This is a genomic window from Candidatus Leptofilum sp., assembly GCF_965223525.1.
Taxonomy (GTDB): domain Bacteria; phylum Chloroflexota; class Anaerolineae; order Promineifilales; family Promineifilaceae; genus Leptofilum.
The window spans coordinates 1,458,257-1,475,964 of the sequence record NZ_OZ245005.1 but is presented as its reverse complement, the minus strand read 5'-3'; the positions used below and the strand labels follow the sequence as shown (position 1 = coordinate 1,475,964).

The 17,708-nt window shown below is 50.7% G+C and carries 17 protein-coding genes and 1 riboswitch; of the genes, 1 reads left to right on the top strand and 16 read right to left on the bottom strand.

The window, feature by feature from the left end:
• Nucleotides 1-3: 3 nt before the first annotated feature.
• From pyrH to ACOQPM_RS23460, 7 genes are all read right to left on the bottom strand, one after another.
• On the bottom strand, nucleotides 4-723 hold the full coding sequence (pyrH, locus tag ACOQPM_RS23490) for a UMP kinase (RefSeq protein WP_420630825.1): 720 nt from the start codon (nucleotides 721-723) through the stop codon (nucleotides 4-6).
• A gap of 95 nt (nucleotides 724-818) precedes the next feature.
• On the bottom strand, nucleotides 819-1,415 hold the full coding sequence (tsf, locus tag ACOQPM_RS23485) for a translation elongation factor Ts (protein ID WP_420630824.1): 597 nt from the start codon (nucleotides 1,413-1,415) through the stop codon (nucleotides 819-821).
• Nucleotides 1,416-1,539: 124 nt separating this feature from the next.
• Nucleotides 1,540-2,445: a 30S ribosomal protein S2 gene (rpsB, locus tag ACOQPM_RS23480; RefSeq protein WP_420632414.1), complete on the bottom strand. Its 906-nt coding sequence runs from the start codon at nucleotides 2,443-2,445 to the stop codon at nucleotides 1,540-1,542.
• A gap of 333 nt (nucleotides 2,446-2,778) precedes the next feature.
• On the bottom strand, nucleotides 2,779-4,005 hold the full coding sequence (gene metK, locus ACOQPM_RS23475; protein WP_420630823.1) for a methionine adenosyltransferase: 1,227 nt from the start codon (nucleotides 4,003-4,005) through the stop codon (nucleotides 2,779-2,781).
• Between the two features lie 131 nt (nucleotides 4,006-4,136).
• Nucleotides 4,137-4,236: riboswitch (SAM riboswitch) on the bottom strand.
• A 62-nt stretch (nucleotides 4,237-4,298) separates the two neighbouring features.
• Nucleotides 4,299-5,090 (bottom strand): enoyl-ACP reductase FabI, encoded by a 792-nt coding sequence (locus tag ACOQPM_RS23470; RefSeq protein ID WP_420630822.1) that lies wholly within the window; start codon nucleotides 5,088-5,090, stop codon nucleotides 4,299-4,301.
• Nucleotides 5,091-5,172: 82 nt separating this feature from the next.
• On the bottom strand, nucleotides 5,173-5,793 hold the full coding sequence (locus ACOQPM_RS23465) for a DNA-3-methyladenine glycosylase (protein ID WP_420630821.1): 621 nt from the start codon (nucleotides 5,791-5,793) through the stop codon (nucleotides 5,173-5,175).
• The gene (locus ACOQPM_RS23460) at nucleotides 5,786-9,391 is read right to left on the bottom strand and encodes a GAF domain-containing protein (RefSeq protein ID WP_420630820.1); all 3,606 of its coding nucleotides are present in this window, start codon (nucleotides 9,389-9,391) and stop codon (nucleotides 5,786-5,788) included. The genes ACOQPM_RS23465 and ACOQPM_RS23460 overlap by 8 nt, the downstream gene beginning before the upstream one ends.
• A 121-nt stretch (nucleotides 9,392-9,512) precedes the next feature.
• On the opposite strand from ACOQPM_RS23460, the gene ACOQPM_RS23455 reads away from it, so the two are divergent.
• Nucleotides 9,513-10,538: a proline dehydrogenase family protein gene (locus tag ACOQPM_RS23455; RefSeq protein ID WP_420630819.1), complete on the top strand. Its 1,026-nt coding sequence runs from the start codon at nucleotides 9,513-9,515 to the stop codon at nucleotides 10,536-10,538.
• A 9-nt stretch (nucleotides 10,539-10,547) separates the two neighbouring features.
• Here the strand turns inward: ACOQPM_RS23455 and ACOQPM_RS23450 are convergent, their stop codons facing one another.
• The 9 genes from ACOQPM_RS23450 to ACOQPM_RS23410 form a co-directional block, all read right to left on the bottom strand.
• Nucleotides 10,548-10,931: a diacylglycerol kinase family protein gene (locus ACOQPM_RS23450; protein ID WP_420630818.1), complete on the bottom strand. Its 384-nt coding sequence runs from the start codon at nucleotides 10,929-10,931 to the stop codon at nucleotides 10,548-10,550.
• Between the two features lie 5 nt (nucleotides 10,932-10,936).
• Nucleotides 10,937-11,419, bottom strand: coding sequence for an rRNA maturation RNase YbeY (ybeY, locus tag ACOQPM_RS23445; protein ID WP_420630817.1), 483 nt, complete (start codon nucleotides 11,417-11,419; stop codon nucleotides 10,937-10,939).
• Entirely contained in the window at nucleotides 11,419-13,599 is a 2,181-nt protein-coding gene (locus tag ACOQPM_RS23440; protein ID WP_420630816.1) for an HD family phosphohydrolase, read from the bottom strand. The genes ybeY and ACOQPM_RS23440 overlap by 1 nt, the downstream gene beginning before the upstream one ends.
• 15 nt (nucleotides 13,600-13,614) lie before the next feature.
• Nucleotides 13,615-14,064 carry a GatB/YqeY domain-containing protein gene (locus ACOQPM_RS23435; protein WP_420630815.1) on the bottom strand — a complete coding sequence of 150 codons (450 nt, stop codon included), beginning with the start codon at nucleotides 14,062-14,064 and terminating at the stop codon, nucleotides 13,615-13,617.
• A 2-nt stretch (nucleotides 14,065-14,066) separates the two neighbouring features.
• Nucleotides 14,067-14,792 carry a class I SAM-dependent methyltransferase gene (locus tag ACOQPM_RS23430; protein ID WP_420630814.1) on the bottom strand — a complete coding sequence of 242 codons (726 nt, stop codon included), beginning with the start codon at nucleotides 14,790-14,792 and terminating at the stop codon, nucleotides 14,067-14,069.
• Nucleotides 14,793-15,011: 219 nt separating this feature from the next.
• On the bottom strand, nucleotides 15,012-15,206 hold the full coding sequence (locus tag ACOQPM_RS23425; RefSeq protein ID WP_420630813.1) for a hypothetical protein: 195 nt from the start codon (nucleotides 15,204-15,206) through the stop codon (nucleotides 15,012-15,014).
• On the bottom strand, nucleotides 15,206-16,081 hold the full coding sequence (locus tag ACOQPM_RS23420) for a tetratricopeptide repeat protein (protein ID WP_420630812.1): 876 nt from the start codon (nucleotides 16,079-16,081) through the stop codon (nucleotides 15,206-15,208). The genes ACOQPM_RS23425 and ACOQPM_RS23420 overlap by 1 nt, the downstream gene beginning before the upstream one ends.
• Before the next feature lie 86 nt (nucleotides 16,082-16,167).
• Entirely contained in the window at nucleotides 16,168-17,043 is an 876-nt protein-coding gene (locus ACOQPM_RS23415; RefSeq protein WP_420630811.1) for a fructosamine kinase family protein, read from the bottom strand.
• Entirely contained in the window at nucleotides 17,043-17,696 is a 654-nt protein-coding gene (locus ACOQPM_RS23410) for a family 16 glycoside hydrolase (protein ID WP_420630810.1), read from the bottom strand. Before ACOQPM_RS23410 ends, ACOQPM_RS23415 begins: the two co-directional genes overlap by 1 nt.
• Between the last annotated feature and the right edge of the window lie 12 nt (nucleotides 17,697-17,708).

Genomic DNA, 17,708 nt, shown 5'->3' with positions numbered 1-17,708 from the left:
GAATCACACATTGCAAATGGTGGTGCCGATTGACTCGCCCAAAAGATACCGCTTCACGCTATTTTCTTGCCAAAAATTCAAAACCACGATGGGCAGATCGTTATCCATGCACAGAGAAACGGCCGTGCTGTCCATCACCCGCAAACGCATATTCAAAAAATCAATGTAGGAAATTGTTTCAAATCGCTTTGCATTGGGATTCTCAACGGGGTCAGCATCATAAATGGCATCTACTTTTGTGGCCTTAATCAGCACATCGGCACCAATTTCCATCGCTCGCAGCGCACCGGCAGAATCGGTGGTGAAGTACGGGTTGCCCGTGCCGCCGCCAAAAATAACAACCCGCCCTTTATCTAAATGGCGCATTGCCCGTAGCCGGATGTATGGTTCAGCAATGGTACGCATTTCAACGGCCGTTTGCACCCGAGTCACAATGCCCGTCCGCTCCAGTGCATCCTGCAACGCCAAAGCATTCATCACCGTGGCAATCATGCCAATATGGTCTGCAGAGGCGCGTGCCATGCCCATTTCACTACCCAAAGACCCACGCCACAAATTGCCACCCCCAATGACAATGGCAACCTGAATCCCCAAATCATAAACATCTTTCACAACCTGAGCCACTTCAGTAGCCCGAACCGGATCAATACCATACCCATTTGGGCCCGCCAAAGCTTCACCACCCATTTTCAGCAAAACGCGATTGTATCGAACTGATGACATATAAATTGACTCCAAAATTGTGGAAATGTGACCTAAAGTTAAAGAAAGGGGCGCTCAAAGAGCGCCCCTTTTAAAAACAATCAGCAATCGTCAGATTATTCTCCACCCAATTCATATCGGGCAAAGCGTCTTACCTTAATGTTTTCGCCCGTCTTCCGAATTGAATCGGTGATCAAATCTTTAATCTTGACCTTATCGTCTTTGACAAATGGCTGCTCTAACAAACAAAACTCTTCGTAAAACTTGTTCATTCGGCCAGCCACAATCTTTTCAACGACCTGCTCTGGCTTTCCTTCTGCCAATGCCTGATTTCGCAGAACTTCTGTCTCGCGTTCCAGTTCCTCAGTGGGAACCTCATCTTTAGTGATATATTGGGGGCTCATCGCAGCGATATGTAGCGCCAAATCGTGCGCCAGATTCGTAAATTCTTCATTGCGCGCCACAAAATCGGTCTCGCAATTTAGCTCCAAAATAACGCCGACGCGGTTGCCGGGGTGAGAATATAGTTCAATGACACCCTCGCTGGCTTCACGGCCAGACCGCTTGGCAGCGCGCGCAGCGCCCTTCTCGCGGAGGGAATCAACTGCTTTATCAAAATCACCGCCAGAGGCTTCCAAAGCTTTTTTGGCATCCAAAACGCCTGCCCCAGTTGCTTCACGCAGTTCTTTTACCATTTGCGTTGTAATTTTCATTTTTGTTACTGTACTCCTCAAGTGAGAAGCAAAATATTTTCGGAATTAAAACGACGTTTGCTTCTCTTAAGAGTAAACCGCATTATGCCTTTGGTTTTCTGCAAAATTTCTGCGGTTTACTCAATTATGCTTCTTCGCCAGAAGCATCTGCTTCTGCAACCGACTCATCTGCTTCACTAGCTTCCTCGTCTGCTTCTTCAGTTTCAGATTCAGCTTCTTCGCTGTCAGCCTCGGCAGCGGCTTCGCGCATTTTTGCCAGGGTTGATTCACCCAGCAGAACTTCATCATCCTCATCTTCCATGCCATCAAAGCTGGTTCCGTAGCTATCCAAATCTGTAACTTCTTCTTCTACATTTTCCATGCGGACGGCCATGCCTTCAATGGCTGCATCAGCCATCTTGCCCACAATCAGTTTGATTGCCCGGATAGCGTCATCGTTGGAGGGGATGAGATAATCAATTTCATCTGGATCGCAGTTGGTGTCAACCAGAGCAATGACGGGGACTCCGAGAATGTTGGCTTCACGTACGGTCGTTTCCTCATGATTAATATCAACCACAAAAAGCAAATCCGGCAGGCCCTTCATCTCGCGGATACCGCCCAACCGCAAATTAAGCTTTTCAATCTCACGCTCAACCCGCAAACGTTCCCGCTTTTTCAGCAGATCAAAATCCCCTTCGTCTCGACGACTTTCCAGACGCTTCAGGTAATCAATTCGCTGACGAATGGTTTGCCAATTTGTTAATGTACCGCCCAACCAACGCACATTCACATATGGCTGGCGCGCCCGAGATGCCTCTGTAGCGATGGTGTCTTGTGCTTGGCGCTTGGTACCTACAAACAGTACCGAGCCACCTTCTGCCACGGTATCACGGATGATATTGTAGGCATCTTCAATCATGCCCAGGGTTTGCTGCAAATCAATAATGTGGATGCCGTTTCGCTCCGTAAAGATGTACGGTTTCATCTTTGGATTCCAACGACGAGTTCTGTGTCCGAAGTGCACGCCTGTTTCCAGCAATGCCTTCATTGAAACAACGGCCATAGGGGTCTATTCTCCTTTGTATGTTTTGTCGCAGCCTGTGAAAGATTTCAAACTGCGCGTCCACACCGTTCATCCAGCCAAAGACTCACATGGCCAACAATTTGGCAGCGCTACCAGAAGATGTTGAGGCAGCCCCGACAATTGAATGCAAGCACATTTTGCCTGTCCGGGTGTGTGTTTATTTGGTAATGATTCTTTGGGAATCTACGAGCCACCAGCAACGTGCTGCTGGCGACGAAGAATTATAACGTAAGTGAATCTTGGCGCAAACTTAGAAACCTGGCAGGCTAGCCAAACAAGCCCGCCAGGTTAGGCATTTTAGGCAGGAACGGCCGTTAACTTTTCAGCCGCCTTCTGCAAAATCTCAGCCCGATCTGTGTTCTCCCACGGGGCTTCAATATCATCCCGACCAAAATGACCGTAAGCGGCCGTTTGCCGGAAGATTGGCCGACGCAAATTCAAGTCACGAATAATTGCACCGGGCCGCAGATCAAAATTGGCATTAACCAATTCGACTAATTGCTCAGAACTAAATTTAGAGGTATCAAATGTCTCCACGTTAATGCTTACTGGCTCTGCGACGCCAATAGCGTAGGCTAGCTGCACCTCGCATCGTTCTGCCAAGCCCGCAGCCACCAAATTTTTAGCAACCCAGCGTGCTGCGTAGGCGGCACTGCGATCAACTTTAGTGCAATCCTTGCCGCTAAACGCACCGCCGCCGTGCCGTCCCATACCACCATAAGTGTCTACAATAATTTTTCGACCGGTCAGACCAGCATCCCCCATTGGGCCACCCACAACAAAACGGCCAGTGGGATTCACAAACACGCGCAGTTTCTCATCAACCAGATTAACTGGCAGTACGGGCTTAATCACATGCTCAATAATGCTGGCACGAATCGCGTCATTATCTACATCTGGCGCGTGCTGAGTGCTGATAAGCACTGTGTCTACGCGTTTGGGTTTGCCATAGCTGTACTCAATCGTGACCTGTGCTTTACCATCTGGGCGCACCCAGGGTAGCGTGCCGTTGCGCCGCACTTCGCTTAGGCGGCGGGTAAGCAAATGAGCTAGATGAATAGGCAAGGGCATCAATGTGTCCGTTTCATTGCAGGCAAAACCGAACATCATGCCCTGGTCGCCAGCGCCTAATGATTCAATTTCAGCTTCAGATGTGCCATTGTTGCGGTATTCCAGGGCACGGTCAACGCCCTGGGCAATGTCGGGGCTTTGGCTAGCAATGGCAGACTGAACACCACAGGTATTGCCGTCGAATCCTTTGTCGCTACTATCGAAACCAATGTCAACCACAACCTGGCGTACCAGCTTATCAAAATCCACAAAGGCGGTGGTGCTAATTTCGCCCAGCAGCAAAACAAATCCGGTTTTAACGGCCGTTTCACAGGCGACGCGAGCATTGGGATCCTGGGTTAGCAGTGCGTCCAGGATGGCATCGCTAATCTGGTCACACATTTTATCTGGGTGTCCCTCGGTTACAGACTCTGATGTGAACAAGAGGCTGGGAGCTTTGGTAAATGATGTCATCTATTTTCCTCCGATGGCGAATTGCTGGACAGAAGTACCGTAATAACGGGCGGCAATTCACCGATCTATCTATTTTTTGAGCATAAAAAAAGCCTCTTGGCAGGCAAGAGGCTGGCAAAGTTTGCTTCTACCTCTTATCTCTCAGCGGTTGCTGACGGATTTAGCACCTTCCCAATTTTGGGGGTTGCTGCAGCTTCATCGGGCCGATCCCTCCGCTGCTCCTGATAAGATTGTGAATGTATGAAGGCGAGTATATCGAAATGGTGAATTGTGTCAAGATAGAAACGGCCGTATCACAACCATTTTTCCGGCGGCTCAGGCATTCCTAAGATATTGTAACCTGCATCTACATAAACCACTTCACCCGTCACGCCACTGCTGAGATCACTGCATAGCCAAATGGCGGTCTTGCCCACTTCCTCTTGGGTTACGTTGCGGCGCAGTGGCGCACGCTCTTCGGTATATTTCAGAATCTTGCGGAAACCAGCGATGCCCGCAGCGGAGAGCGTTTTTATGGGGCCAGCCGAGATTGCGTTGACGCGAATATTTTGGGGGCCAAGATCGGCAGCCAGGTAGCGCGTACTGGCTTCTAATGCAGCTTTAGCAACGCCCATCACGTTGTAGTGCGGCACGGCTTTTTCTGCACCGTAGTAAGTGAGTGAAAGGATGCTGCCGCCATCTGCCATGAGGGGTACGGCCGCACGGGTAAGCGCCACCAAACTGTACACGCTCACGTCCATCGCTAGTTGGAACCCATCCCGGCTGGTATCTACAAAGGTGCCGGTTAAATCTTCTCGCTTGGCATGGGCAATGGCGTGGATGAGAATATCTATCTTGCCAAATTGGTCGGCGGCTTTTTGGAACACGGCCGTAATCTGCTCGTCATCTTCAATATTGCACTCTTCTACAAATTCTACGCCTAGCTCTGCAGCCAACGGCCGTACCCGTCGTTCTAGCTGCTGAAAACCGTAGCTAAAGCCAAGCTCGCAGCCGTGTGCGTGCAGCGCCTGGGCAATGCCCCAAGCGATTGAATTTTTGTTGGCAATGCCAAAAATCAGTGCTTTTTTCCCTTCCAGTAACTTCATATTTTCTCCTCTGAAGATAGTTGTAGGTTAATAGTGGCTCGTGACAGTACCAGCAACTAGCCACTAACCGCCAGCCACACTTTTATTTAGAAACAAATGGGTTGTCTGCCAACCAGTAACGCCAGGGGATGGAATACCAGGGCTCTGGCGTTTTGCCCAGGCCAATTCTGGGCCCAGTAGCAATCTGGTTGGGGGAGACAGCAGGTGCGTCCTCAATCCATATAACCCCGCCCGGCTGGCAAAGGTTTGCTTCATTGTGAGATTTGTCAATGGCTAGGGCTTGAGTAAGCTTGGCGGGGCCATTTGTGAGCTGGCGCAACGGCCGTTCCCCGCGCTGCTCTGCCATAGAATCCACCCCATCTACTGGCTCTAAAGCTCGGATAAGCACAGCATTGGGCTGACCCATTTCGCCCGTAACCACATTGAACAACCAGTGGATGCCGTAGGTGAAGTAAACGTAAGCAACCCCAGCAGGGCCAAACATGACGGCCGTTCTCGGCGTCGGTTGGGCATTATTGGCGCGTTCCCCGTGGCAGGCCAGATCACGCTCCTCGGCGTCACAATAGGCTTCTGTTTCCACAATGATGCCGCTGAGGCGACGGCCGTTCAACTGTCGAACCAGCTTCTTCCCCAGCAATTCCTGTGCCACCGTGCGAGCAGGCCGTGCGTAAAAGGCAAAGGGAAGCGGTTTCGATTTATCCAACGCCATTAAAACCACCGTTTGTTTGCGGTTCTGCCAAAGGCAGATGAACAGTAAAGCAAGTTCGCTCGCCAGGGGTACTTTCCAACGAAATTTGCCCGCCTTGCTGTGCCAGTAGCTCCCGGACAATGGCCAAGCCCAAACCGTTGCCGGGCAAACCAGCCTCTACAACGCTGGCTCCCCGAAAAAATCGGTCAAAGACAAACGGCCGTTCAGCTTCCACAATGCCGGGGCCATTGTCGCAAACTTGCAGTTGAAGAGCTTCACCACGTTCATCTACCCAATCTGCCCTAACCTCAATACGCCCGCCTTTTTGCGTGTACAGTAACGCATTTTCAACCAGGCGAGACAAAATCTTTTCTAACTGGTACGATTCCAGGCGCACGAAAGGCGTTTGCTGCCGCACAGCATTAGGCAAACTGGGTACGAGCATTTTACTCTCTCGCTCTGCCCGTTCCATGAAGGGCCGCCAAAACATATCCCACACGTCGCAAAAATCGGCAGATGCCTCAGGGTTGGGCGCAGTTTCAGCATCCAGCCGAGAAATGTCCAGCAAATCCTGAATCAAGCGAGCCAGGCGGTCAATCTCAAAATGCAGCACAGAAAAATAACGCGGATGCTTGTCTGGCCGTCCTTTCTTTAGTAACGAAACATACGTTTTAATATTTGTTAAGGGCGTGCGTAGCTGATGGGAGACGTTGGCTATAAATTCTGTCTTGAGGCGTTCCAGCTCCTTCAGGCGTGTAATATCTGCCTGAACGCTAACATAGCCAGTTACGTTTCCATGCGTGTCGGTAATAGGTGTTATGGTCACGGCAACATCGTACACTTTGCCATTTTTGTGGCGGTTAATAATTTCCCCATTCCAGCTTTTTTGGCTAAGTAAATTGTTCCACATATCGGCAAAAACGGAGCCTGCCACCAGGCGGCTGCCCAAAACGCGCGGGTTTCTTCCAATTAGCTCTTTTCTGCTGTAACCGCTTTGGCGTTCCATTGCGGGATTAGCGTACTCAATTCGTGCTTCAGTATCAGTTAAAATGATTGCCTCGCCTGCACTCTCTAAAATGGCAAAAAGTCTGTCGCGCTCCATTTTTAGCTCTGAGGTTCGCTTATCTACCAATTCTGCTAAATGCTCGGCCTGTTTGCGTTGGGATTCATACAGTTCGGCGCGTTCAAGAACGGCCGAAATATTGCCTGCTAAGGTTGTCAAGAAATTGACATCTTCATCGGTGTAATGGCCGATTTCGGGGCTGGCTACATGAACAACGCCAACAGTATCATTTTCAACCTGCAGTGGAATAGCCAACTCTGAACAGATATCATCTTCAGCCACAAAGTAGTAAGGGTCTTCATGCACATTGGGCGCATAGTAAGGCTTACCATGTTGCAAAACCTGCCCTACAATACTTTTTCCAAGCGGAATTTCTATTGTCTCTGGCTTTTTTGAGAGCCCGCGGTAAGAAGCGTGGGGGTGGATAATATCGGTTTCATCGTCACGCACGATGAAGCCAAAGTAATTGGGGTAAAGTTCCTCGCTCACCAAGGCGGTTGTTTTTTCTAAATAGTGGTTAATGTCTAAAGAAACGGCCGTTTCTCTAGCAACCTGGTTCAAAATAGCCAACTCTTTTGCCTGACGTGCAGTTTCTTTGGCCAGCCGAGCATTCTCAATGGCCACAGCCGCCTGGTTAGCAAAAGCAGCAACGGTACGGCCGTTTTCCTCAGAATATTGACCTACCTGGAAACTATCCACGCAAAGCAAACCAACCGCCTTGCCCTTCACCTTTAGCAAAGCACCAATCCAGGCCCGAATAGACGACGTAGGCTCACGAAAAACCCAATTCGGGCTGTCACGAACATCGAAAATGACCGCCCAGCCCGGATCCTCTTCAATTTTGTTATGCACCGATTGAACTGAAAAGGTTCTATTCTCTGGCCGCAAAAACCGTTCTGTCAACCCACTATGAGCGACCAAAGTATAGATGTCCTCATCTTCATCTAACAAAAACAAGGTCGCCGAATCGTATGAAATTACTTGGGCGAGCAGGGTGAATAGTTGATCATAAATGTCATGCAGCGGCAAACTGGCGGTGAGCAGGGAACCAACTTGTCGCAATGTTTGGCTTAGATGAAGCTGACGCCGTTCATTCGCAAACAGTCGCGCATTTTCAATTGCAATTGCAGCTTGGTTGGCAACGCCAGCCAGCACAGCAATCTCTTCTGCCGAAAATTGCCTCACCTTGCGCCAATAATGAAGGTGCATAACACCCAGCGTCCGATCTTGAATTTTGAGCGGTAGACAAACAATCGTTCGCAGCCCTTCACCAATTTTTTGGGTCGTAAACGCATTCACAAATGGCACTGTTCTGAGATCAGAAATAATGATTGGATCACCGCCCTCAATGGCTAGTTGTGCCGTAAATGTTTCTTTAATCTCTATTTCCAACCCCTTAGGCATCATAGCATACGCATTTTCTGACCACCATGAAAAGATTGATTCCAGCCTGATTCCATTATCTTTAATGATTGCAATAGAGTAATTATGCACTTCACCTAAATAAACCCGCAGAATTTCAATCACACGTTCCAAAATTTCATCTAGCTCAAGACTCGTGGTTACGAATTCTGCAACGTCCAAGAGCGTCTCTGCTTCACGGCGACGACGGGCTTCAGATTGAAAAAGGTGGGCACGGGTTAGAGCAATACTGGTTTGTTGGGCAATAATTTGGATCAATTCGAGAGCGCGTTCAGAAAAATGATGGGACGCTTTTTTATCAATCAGAATAATCAAGCCAACAAGCTCTTCTAAAGTAGAAATAGGCACGTACAAGATTGTTTTTGCGTCATGGGCTTGCAAGCGGTTTCTCATCCAGCGCGGCAATTTTTTATTTTGATAATCGGCTACAACACGGGTAGGATTTTGTAGCCAGCCTAAACCATCAACCAGATTAGACAATTTTTGTCTGGTAAGTGCTGTAGGCATAGATTGGAAGTTACCCTGAACGTCGTGATATGCTACATTGATAGCGCCGCCCCAACCTACGTGCCAGTCAGAAATATACGCAGCCGTTACATGAAACATTGTGCACAATCGTTCAGCTAACTTTTGTAACCGATGCTGAATCTTCGTATTTTCAGAGAGTAACTGTACGATCTCCAGAAAGAAGCTCGTGTACCCCGGCAACCCCACATGGTGGCCAACGGCCGTTTTGAAGCGGGTCACATCAGTCATCATCCCACAAAGGCGCAGGCTACCGTCCACATTCAGCACACATATTTTGTCCCGGAACCAGCGGAAATCTGTGTCATCCAGTTCCAGACGATACTCTAAATCTTGCGGCTCTTGTGTAGAAACGGCCGTGGCAAATGCCCGCAAAACATGCTCTTTATCTGCAAGGTATAGCCGATCAGCCCAAAAAGATGGCTGTAGCCAAACCAATTCAGGCAACCCAAGCAGCTCGCTGGCATGTTGGCTCACATACGTAATTTGAAACGTGACGGGATCAGCAGTCCAAAAAATAAAGTTGGATTCTTTGGCATATTCTTCAAAATATTGGGCCATTGGCTCAAACTGCGGTGATGAATCAGATGGTTGACCAGCCATACAAAAATCCTACCTGCATACCCGCAGAAGCACAAATACGCCCATATGCACTTCTTTTTGGATCGAGCAAATAATGTGAAGTATCATAGAATCATCCACATTCCCAAAAAGGATAGAGAAAATGCACCCAAATCGCTCCTTTTTTACCCGCATTTTACTTTTTTTCGCCACAGCAACCATCACAACAATTGTACTATATCGCAATGGCGAACGCTGGCTGCGTTCCTTGCTTCTTTATCTTTCCACAGCTGACTGGGCACGCCAAACTGCCACCAGTTTTCCACCTGCCTGGCAGGTTGCCAGCCGATTCATCGCCGGCGAAACCAGCCAGGATGCTATTCGTGTTAGTCAAGAAGTGAACCAACTTGGCCTCTCTGTAACCCTCAACTATTTGGGCGAAAGTGTTGACACTCCAAAAGACGCTGCCGCCGCTCGTGAAGCAATCATTCAGCTCATGCAGCAAATTCACCAGTATGGCGTTAACGCCACCGTTTCAGTGAAGCCCACCCAGCTTGGCATCCACATTAGCCCAGATATTGTGCATGAAAATTTGCAACAGCTACTTACGGCCGCAGAAAAATATGATACACGCATCCGCATTGATATGGAAGATAGTCACGTTACGGATACCACCCTCAATTTGTATCGCAGGCTGCGGGATGAGGATCAATTTGGGCATCGTGTTGGTATTGTAATACAAGCGTATCTCTACCGAACTGAAGCTGATATACAGGCATTGATACAAGAAGGTGCCTGGGTACGTTTATGCAAAGGGGCTTACAAAGAGCCGCACGAGCTTGCTTTCCCCGAAAAAGCCGATACCGATGCTAATTTCCTCAGTTTATCCAAGCAGATGCTTAGCGAAGAATCGCGCCGACGTGGGATGTATCCCTGCTTTGCCACCCACGACGAGAAGCTCATTCGGGCTATTATTCAACACGCCCGTCAAGAACAAATTGACAAAAATGCGTTTGAATTCCAAATGCTTTACGGGGTACGCCGAGATTTACAGCAAGAAATGAGCACAGAAGGATATCGTGTGCGAGTTTACATTCCTTATGGCACTGCCTGGTATCCTTACTTTATGCGGCGATTGGCTGAACGTCCCGCCAATTTGTACTTCTTCCTGAGTAATTTGGTCAGGTAACGTATATCATCAACCAAATAAACGCTCCCACAGAGGCGGCCCCAGCAGCAGCAAGCCAATCAACACCGCGCCCAACGCCCCTACCAAAACGGCCGCTGCCGCCACATCTTTAGCCACTTTTGCCAACGGATGCCGATCGGGCATCGTCATATCCACAACTGCTTCGATGGCCGTGTTCATAAATTCGGCCATCCACACTGCCATGAAGGTAAGAATAAGGACTGCCCAATCCCGTGCTGGTAATTGCAACCACACTCCCAAGCCCACCACAATCGTTGTAATGAGCGCATGAATCCAGGCGTTGTGCTGTGTTCGCAGCACAAACCACCAACCCTCAAAGGCATATTGGAAGCTTTTGGCACGGTCATACAGCTCTTTTTTGGGTGTAGACACCTCGGCTAACCCTCCGCATCCTCCGGTGGCCCACTAATCTCTGCCCCCAACTGCGCTAAAATAGATGCCTGTGTCCACCACATGCGATCTTTTTCCTCTGGCTCTTCATGATCATAGCCAAGCAAGTGCAGCGTGCCATGCACTGTCAACAATTGCAACTCTGACTTAAGACTATGATCCCCTTGCTTGGCCTGTCGCTCGGCCGCTGGCACAGAAATGACAATGTCACCCAAGTATGCTTCATCTTCTTCCATGCCGGGCATGGCATCCCCTGGTTCAAAACTGAGTACGTCGGTAGGTACATCTATGCCGCGATAGGTTTTATTGAGCGATTGTAGTTGGTCATCGTCAGTTAGTAGCAGGGTAATTTCTACAGGCGGTTTTTTCTTTTCGTGGCGCAAAGTAACGGTAACGGCCGTTCGCAACGCCGCGGCAATAGAGTGAAGCACTTTTTCTTTTTGCTGTACGTGAATTTTATAAGATGCCACTAACTCACTTCCTCATTATTAACGGCCGTTGGGGTGCCATTGGCTGGTGGGTTTGCCGGGGCAACGGCCGTTTCTGCTACGCCCGCCTGCTCATTTTCCGGCAACAAAGCTTCATTACCTGGATATTTTACCCGAACATGGAAACGCCCCTTCAACGTCTTTATAAACGATTCCCGAATTTTGCGAATATCCCCCAAAGTTAAGCCAGACTCATCTAGCTGGCCCTCGGTCAAATCCTCATCAATCAGCGAATTGACCAGCTTTTCAATCGCTTTTTCGCTATTGGGCTGTAAGGCGCGAGAGGTGGATTCTATGACGTCGGCCAGCATGACAACGGCCGTTTCCCGTGAGCGCGGACGTGGGCCAGCATAGCGAAACTTCGTGGGATCAATGACCTCGCCCTCATCTACTAACTCTTGCGCCTTGAAGTAAAACCCCTTCACCAGCCGCGTGCCGTGATGTTCTGCAATAAACCGCTGAATACGATATGGCAAACGATAACGCTTTGCCAAATCCAAACCGTCAGAAACGTGGCTCAAAATGATGCGCGCACTCGTTTGCGGGTCTAGCGCATCGTGCGGGTTCACGCCCTCCTGATTTTCGCTGTAAAACGGCGGTCGGTTCATCTTACCAATATCATGGTAAAACGCGCCGACGCGAATAAGCGCACTGTTGGCCTTTATTTGCTCAGCCGCTTGCTCTGCCAAATTGGCCACCATGATGCTGTGATGGTACGTGCCAGGCGCACGCCGCAGCAACTCTTGCAACAAGGGATGATCCAGACGTGCTAGCTCTTGCAGTTGCAGCGTTGTGGTAATGCCAAACAAGCTCCCCATGATGAAAAAGCCCACCAGCGTCAACGCCGAAGACAATATACCGTTCACCACCGCATATCCCATGAGCTCCAACATGTCCAGCACGTCAATAATGTCCTGGTTCAAGCGGAAAACTAAAATGACGGCGCAATAGCCAATGGCTGCGGCCAATCCCGCGCGGAAAAATGCGTTGATTCGCTGGGCGTCTTGCAGGGTGAGGATAGCCAAAATGCCGCCAACGGCCGTATACGCCGCCAGTTCAAGCGAATTTGGGGCTAAAAAGCCAAACAACGCCGCCATAATAATGGTTACAGTTAACGAGAGGCGCACATCGTATATGACGCTGAGCAGCATAGAAAGTGCGGCCATCGGGAACAAATATGGGAAGAAGCTACCCCCGGTTAGCATCAGTTTGGCAATGGCCGCAAAGACAAGCAGCAAGCTGGTGAGCACGGTGAGGTAACGGCCGTTGTCACGCAGGTGCGGCCAGAAAAATTGGTGCCAATACATTGTCATCAGCACCACAGAGAGCAACGAAGCCACAAAAATAGCAGCCAAATCACGCCAATCTAGCTGCCGTTGAAGCAGTCCCACCTGGGTCAACTTCTCAATGTCCAAATCGGTGACTGGCTCACCCTGGCGCACAATGCGCTCATTATCGGCAATCGTAATCACAAAGGGGCCAACCGCTTCGGCGGCAGCTTCACGCAACGCGGCCGTTGCGTCTGGGTCTGGGAAAACGGTTGGCACAATAAATTGGGGGGCAATGTTGGTGACCACGTTTTCTTGCAGTTGGGTTAGCTCCAGGCTGGCTTCGCGCCGGGCAATAAATTGGTATTCACGCACCTGGTCTTCACGGATGTCCTGGCGCATTAAATCGCCCACAATGCGGCTAATTTCTCGCTTGGCTACATCATAATCGGCGGAGGATAGCTCCAGCAGTTCAAGCCCCGTTTGCTGCTGAATGGTCAGGCTTTCAATGGCTTGCAGGTATGCTAGCTTGGTTTCGGTGGTGGCCAGCGTGTCTGCCCGCACCGCGTCTATGAATGAGAAAACGGCCGTTACCAACCCAAGCTGGCTGCGGCCAATATCGCTGCCGTCGCCGATGTACTGCTCTGGAACGGCTGCACGCGCCTTAGCTCGTTCAGAAGCCAGCAGCACATCGCTCTCGTAGGTGATACTGCGCGGCGAAAAAATATCCTCACCGGCAGGTTGACCAACGGTTACTTCCACATCGCTGGCTGTTACCAAATTGAAGCTAAAAATCAGAGTCAGCCCCAGGGTCATGGCAGCGGCAAACACCCAAAGTAAAGAGCCTTGGATTAGCTTACGCCAACGGGGTTGCCCGTCTGTTTGATCTGTCATTTTTCTATGGGGAACCTACACATTTTGCAGCAGTTCACGCACAACTTCATTGACCAAACGGCCGTCTGCCTGTCCCTTCAATTTGGGCATCAGCTTTCCCATCACCTGCCCCATCCCTTTGGCGTTTGTTACACCCAGTTCTGCAATGGTTTCCGCGGCAATCGCCGCAATCTCGCCCCGCCCCAACTGCTGTGGCAGGTATGTCTCAATGATGGCGAGTTCTGCTAGCTCGCTGGCTGCCATCTCTGGATTGCCCGCCTTTTCATAGTCGGCAATGCTTTCGCGCCGCTGCTTGGCCTGCTTGGTTAAAAGAGCCTGAACGCCTTTATCATCCAGCGTCGTCTGGTTATCAATTTCTTCCTGCTTAATGGCTGCCAGCAGCAGGCCAAGCGTGTTTCGTTTGTCTGTATCGCCACCGCGCATAGCGGCAATGCGATCTTTTTGGAGTTTTTCTTTTAAGCTCATATTTAAGATTGTAGCATTGGCAGGGTGGGTGTCAACATGGTGTAGAGGCTCAAGTTGCCTTCTTTGCCATCGCTGCGGAACTGATCCAGGATGGTAAACCCGGCGGCTTCAGCAAGTTCGGCCGTTTCTGTAGCATCAATATGGCAAGCGTAGCGCAAGGCAAACCCACCCCGCTGCCACGCCAGCAAATAGTCGTTTGGCTCCACATCGGCAGCCGTCAGGCCAATGGCCGCCCACTCTTGCACTTTGCGCCGCTGGCGGGGGCTGTCCATAAATTGCCAGTTGGACATGAGCAAACGGCCGTTCTCATCCAAATGCCCCCGAATCTCCTGCAACAAGCGCACCCGGTTGGCCTTACCGGGCAAATGGTGCATCACCGCCAAGCAAGAGATAGCCGGAAAGCTACCCAGCCCGTCCAAACAGCCCGGCTCTAACAAATTTCGCTGATAAAAGGTGCCAACTGCATTGTTGGCCGCGTCTGCTAGCAGCTCCTCGCTAAAATCAACACCCACAAAGTCACCAATGCGGTTGTGGGATTGCAGGAACTCGGCGAAACGGCCGTTGCCACAGCCCACATCCAAAAAGCGGGGGCAAGGCTCTGGCAGATGGGGCAGCAAGCGGGCAAACCCCGGCTGCGGTTTTATCCGACTGCCAGAAAAGGAATCTGCCTGCGCGTCATAAAATTCTCGGTTCAGTTCCAACAGCCGCTGCACAACATCTTCTTTCATAAAACTAGCCACAGATTTCACGGATTATGTGTTTGGCGGTTCATTCCGCTAAAATTTCTCTAAAAATGAACCGCCAAACCTTGAGGTGTCACAGTTTACGTTTCTCCAATTTTAAACTGTGACACACTTAACGCAGATTTTATTATGTTTGGCCTTTTGATGGCTCACTTTGAGCGTAAAAGCTGAAACTCAAGCCAAACAAATCAGCGTTTATCTGCGTTAATCAGCGTCCCATTCCTCTAATTTTTGGATGCGGCGGCGGTTGGTGACAAACCAGGAACGGCCGTCTTGCGTTTGCACCCATACCGCCGGGAGATGATGCGCCACCACCGTGCCGTCCACCCATATTTGCTCACCCAGCCAGATTTGTACGGCCGTTCCCACCGGGTACAGCTCTGGCAAACGTTTGGCCATTAGCCCGCACTCAACTGCTGCAGCCGCGCCAGTCGCTCCGGTTCCAACCACCCTAGCTGGGATAATTCTGCATGCGCCTGGGCAAAATACGGCCGTGCCTCATCCTCACGATTCAATGCCAGCAAACATTCCGCTAGTTCCTCAAACACAAAGCCATCTTTGCGTTCCGAATCCGCAAATTCAGCCAGCAACGCTTGCTGAACAGCCAGCGCTTCGTCTAGCCGGTTCAGCGAACGCAATGCCCGCCCCACACACCACTTGGCTATACGAATTGTTCCCGGTTTGTCTTGATGGTTTGCTTCTCGCCAGGCAAGTGCCTTTTCAAAAATGGCCAGGGCCCGTTCAAAATTGCCCATGTCGTGGTATGTCCAGCCCAGATTGTTGTAGAGGGAACCCAACCAGCCAGCAGCACGCTCATCCGGCGTTGCTTCGGCCATTTCCAACGCGCGTTCATGCCACTTTAGCTGAACGGCCGTATCTGGCTCCGCAATGGCCATCATGTGGGCGGCATCAATGGTGTGGAAGTCTGCCTGGGGCGCAAATGACGTTCCCAACACAAATGCTTCATGAAACAATGGCAACGCCCGCGCCGCCTCGCCCGCCGAATTAAACGCTCGGCCCCGCTCTAGCAAACAGCGCATTTTCGGCACAATCATGTCGTCCGTGAGCATTGTTTCCGCCTCATCCAAAAGTTGGTGCGCGTCATCAAATTGCTTTTGCAAACTGTGCGTCCGCGCCATTTGGCTGAGTAGCTCAACGTGATACCCACGCTCGTCACTTGCCTCTACCTTTGGTAGCAACGCTTGAAACTGTACGGCCGTTCCCGCCGGATCGTTATAATCCCACAACGTATGCAACTCAGGAAAATCATTCATTTTTCCTCCAAACCTAGAATAGAACGCTGATCTGCCTGATTACAGGCAGATCGATCAGGCGCATCATGGAAATCAGCGTCCCATTATTAAAATCCAAAGCGGCGCAAGACTGAATCCACCATGCCCACATAGCTGCCGCCAAAATGGCAGACGTGGCTCAACAGCGGATATAAGCTGTAAAGATGCCGCCGCTCTTCATAAAAACCGGGTGGCAACGGCCGTATCGCTTCATATCGCTCAAAAAATGGCGCACCAAACGAGTTAAACAGGGCAATGTAGGCCAGCTCCATCTCATCAATGCCAAAGTAGATGGCAGGGTCGAGAAAGGCGGTGATACGGCCGTTTTCTGCCAGCACATTGGTTGTCCACACATCACCGTGAATGAGAGAAGGCCGTTCCGGTTCGGCTAGCCATCGCTCCCACTGCCCACACAGCTTTTCCAGCCGCGGCACAAACGACTGTGGCAATCGTCCTAGCCGCACCCCCTCGTGCATCAGATGAAAAATGCGCCGCTCACGGAAAAATTCAAGCCAGCCTGCAATGGGATCATTGGGCTGTGTAAATGCGCCGATGAGCGTCATGAAAGGGAAGCCAAACGTGGGCGCAGTGACGCGGTGTAGTGTCGCCAAATGCTCCGCTGCATCCACCTCAGCCTGGGGCGAAAATCGGCTCTCACCGGGCATAAATTCCATGATGAGCAAATGGGGTTCGCTATGAATGACGCCGGGAACAGGTAGCTCGGTCTGCTCTGCCAAAAAGCGCAGCATCGCGCCTTCAATGTCTAGCTGGGGGTCGGGATCGTCGTCAAATTTCACAACCAGCTTCGTGCCGTCAGCTAGCTGCACCTCATACACCTGCCCAATTTGCCCGCCAGAGAGGGGTCTGATGGTATGGATGGGTTGGGAAACGGCCGTTACTTCGGCTTGGCTCAGTACAAGTTCCACCGCCACGCGCACATCCATTACGGCCGTCTCACCACCACATTATCAAACGCCACCTTCGCCTGCGGCTGCACAAATGTCCCGGCATCCAAGGCGATCGTGCCGCTACTGTAAGTTGCGTCATTAAATTGATGCACCAACTCGTCGTTCACGTAAAGTGAGATGTTTGTACCTAATGCCTCTACGCGCAGTTGGTTTGTGCTGCCTAGCCCCTGCTGGATGGCTGGCGTTTCCGTCCAGCGATCTACAAAGCGCGTCCAGCCAGATTCGCCATCTCGCCGCTCAACCATGAACAGGCCATCGCCCGTGATTTCAAAGCGGTAAAAGCGGGTGCTGTCCTGCATTCGGAACAGCACACCGTAGCTGCTGCCCAAATCCCCTTCCAGCAGTTGGGCGTCCACTTCCAAAATAAAGTTATCAAATGTCACATCGGGCAAGGTAGAAAACTGCATGATGTTGTTGTCGGCCAGTTCAAAGACAAGTTGCTCGTTGATAACAGCCGTTTGCCCCGCATTGTCCCCCTCGATCACCCAATTACCCATCTGCCCCGGCACAAAGCCATCCGAAAAAATAACGTCCGCCCCAGAAGCCCCCGGCACCCCCGTCGCATCGGCGCAGGCCACCACTAAACAGATGGCAATCAACAATCCCCCAACCCGCAATACCAAACGCATACCGTTCACTGA